The following is a 2806-nucleotide window of genomic DNA, read 5'->3' as shown; positions in this document are numbered from 1 at the left end:
TGCGGGGGGGCGGGGGGAGCCGTTTCGGGCGCTGGCTTCCTGGCTGGAGGCTTACCGCAGCATCTGGAATGAGCGATTCGATAATCTGGACATTTATCTGCAGAAGCTGCAAGCCGAAGAGAGCAAGCCGCAAGCCGGGGAAAGTGAACCGAAGGAAACCTAATCTTAAGGAGGAATCTCACAATGCCAAACGAAATGATTACCAGGGTGGAAGGTCAGGAGCTTGTTCTGGAGCGGGTATTTGATGCGCCACGCGAGCTGGTGTTCAAGGCATTTTCGGAAGCGGAGCATTTGAAGCATTGGTGGGGGCCGCGGGGCTGGACTCTTCCGGTATGCAGCATCGATTTTCGTCCGGGGGGCGTCTGGCATTACTGTATGAAGTGCGTCGATGAGAAGCAGGGCGACTTCTATGGCATGGAATCCTGGGGCAAGGCGGTGTATCGGGAGATCGCAGCGCCGGAGAGAATCGTCTACACCGATTACTTCTCCGATGCGGAAGGCAATGTTGCGGAGGGAATGCCGTCATCGGACATTACGATGGAATTTATCGAGCAGGACGGGAAGACGAAGGTCATTAGCCGGGGACGGTTCGAATCGGCCGAAGCGCTCAAGACGGTCATGGACATGGGCATGGAGCAGGGCATCACCGAGACATGGGACCGCCTGGAGGAGTACCTGGCGACCGTGCGGTAACTTTCGCATCAGTAAGGCGCATAGTCACATCGCTTCGAAGAGAAGGCCATTCCGTGCAAGGGGTGGTCTTTTTGGCATAAAGGAGGAAAAAAGCATGCTGCATATTACAAACGGAGATTCTGTGGCGGACAAGCTCAGGCAGGGCGTGGTTCAAGGGGAGGTTATGGCATGGAGAGAAATTTATTCGGTCGGGCCTGTGTTCCGCGATATGGCCAAGAAGCCGAACCGGGAGAGGCGGGCGCGGTATCTGGAGCAGAATCTCGGGATTCCGCGTGAGGAGTATCTGAGGATTGAGGAGCAGGAGCGAATTCTGCGCGATTTGAAGCGGTATAACGAAGTCGTCCTATGGTTCGAATACGACCTGTTCGATCAGACGATGCTGTGCTACCTGCTTCATTATTTTGCTGCGCAGACGCTTGGTGACACGAAGCTAAGCCTCTTGTGTATCGGGGACTACCCGGGGGTGGAACGGTTTCGGGGCTTGGGGCAGCTTACGGTTAAGCAGCTTCGGGCATTGTCCGGCACCTGGCGGCCGGTCTCTGAGCGGGAGCTGGCGACCGGAAGCGCAATGTGGGAGGCCTACACCTCGCCCCTGCCGGAGGAGCATACCCGGTTCCTACAGGCTGACACCTCGGCGCTGCCTTTTGTGAACAAGGCGTTTGAAGCCCATTTATCCCGTATCCCTTCGGTTTACAACGGACTTGGTGCGGTGGAGCAAGCTACTTTGGAGATCACTTCCGGCTCGGAATATGCGCCGCATGCCTTGTTCGGGGAGGTGGGAGAGCGATTGCATATGTTGGGCATGGGCGATCTGGAGTATTGGGGCCATCTGAGGAATATGTCCAGGGAGCCTTACCCGCTGCTGCATATACAGGGCTTGGAGGCTTTCCCCGACTTTAGCCATGCGGCGCCCTCTTTTGCCGATTGCAGAATTACGGTATCCGAGCTGGGCCGGAAGATTCTGGCCGGAGAAGAGGATTGGGCCTCACTAAAAGACATGGATCAGTGGTATGGCGGTCTACATCTGGGAGGGGAATCCGGCGTGTGGCGGTGGGATACGGTCTCCAACCGGTTGATTTCGGGATGACGGGCCCGTCCGGAATCATTATTTTTGATAATTTTCAGAAAAAATCCATCGCTGTATAACCGTTTACGAAAACAGGACGATAATGGAATAAGGCGGTTATTCTATTAAACAGGCGGTTGATTGAAATGGAAAAAATGGAACAGTTGCAAAATTTGCTTGGTTTGATTCAAGAGACTTACGCGGAGGATGCGGCTCTGGTACTGGCCGACACGGATAAAGTGCTGGCTTATCTTCCCGGCAAAACGGTTGATCTGAAGATTCCGGTCGGGGCGCCCGTTGAAAAATTCAAAGGCACAGTGTCCTATACGGCGCTGGAGACCAAAAAAGTGCAGCGTGAAGAGCGGGGAGCGCAGCATTTCGGCGTGCCGTACATTTCAACGGCCGTGCCCATCATGAAAGGCGATGAAGTGATCGGCGTTATGGCCTCCCTGACCTCGAACAATCGCAATATCAGGCTCCAGGAGGGGGCGCAGGAGCTGTCTTCGCTAGTCGAGGAGATGACGGCGACCTCGGAAGAGGTCGCCCGCTCCGCCATGGCGACTACGGAAAGACTGGAGCAGCTGGCCGGGCATTCGCTGTCCATGCTGGACGAAATAGAGAACAGCTTTCAGATTCTGACCTCGGTGAAGCATATTGCCGACCAGTCCCATCTGCTGGGACTGAACGCCGCCATTGAAGCGGCCAGAGCAGGGGAGCTCGGCCGGGGGTTCGGCGTGGTTGCGACCGAGATCCGCAAGCTGGGCGCGGCGAGCGGAGACTTGGCGAACAACATTCACGAACAGCTGGAGGCGATGAAGCAGTCGATTATGCAGATAAATCAATCCGTTCAGGATATCCGGGAGTTCGCGCAGCATCAGGCGTTGTCCATGCAGGAGCTGAACCGGGCCTATGGACATGTCGCCGCCACGGCGAATGAGTTATCCGTTCTTCATTAAAGGCTGCCCGAAAGGCTGCCCGGCATATCCGTGCAGATAGACTTGACCGGGAGACAGGCAAGGGGAGGCGGGAAGCGGCAGGCCGCCGTAT

The 2806-nt window shown here is 56.1% G+C and carries 3 protein-coding genes; all 3 read left to right on the top strand.

The features are described from left to right. The first annotated feature begins 183 nt into the window (after window positions 1–183). The 3 genes from L692_RS0109740 (at window position 184) to L692_RS33815 (ending at window position 2715) form a co-directional block, all read left to right on the top strand. Window positions 184–693, top strand: coding sequence for an SRPBCC domain-containing protein (locus L692_RS0109740; protein WP_025699401.1), 510 nt, complete (start codon window positions 184–186; stop codon window positions 691–693). 94 nt (window positions 694–787) lie between these two features. After that, a complete protein-coding gene (locus tag L692_RS0109735) occupies window positions 788–1780 on the top strand; it encodes a DUF1835 domain-containing protein (RefSeq protein WP_025699399.1) in 993 nt (330 codons plus the stop codon). 125 nt (window positions 1781–1905) lie between these two features. Further along, window positions 1906–2715, top strand: a complete 810-nt coding sequence (locus tag L692_RS33815; protein WP_025699397.1) for a methyl-accepting chemotaxis protein — start codon at window positions 1906–1908, stop codon at window positions 2713–2715. Window positions 2716–2806: the final 91 nt, after the last annotated feature.

The organism is Paenibacillus forsythiae T98, from assembly GCF_000520735.1.
Lineage (GTDB): Bacteria > Bacillota > Bacilli > Paenibacillales > Paenibacillaceae > Paenibacillus_AQ > Paenibacillus_AQ forsythiae.
Note: the sequence above shows the minus strand (reverse complement) of the source record. Positions and strands in the feature narration are given on the sequence as shown.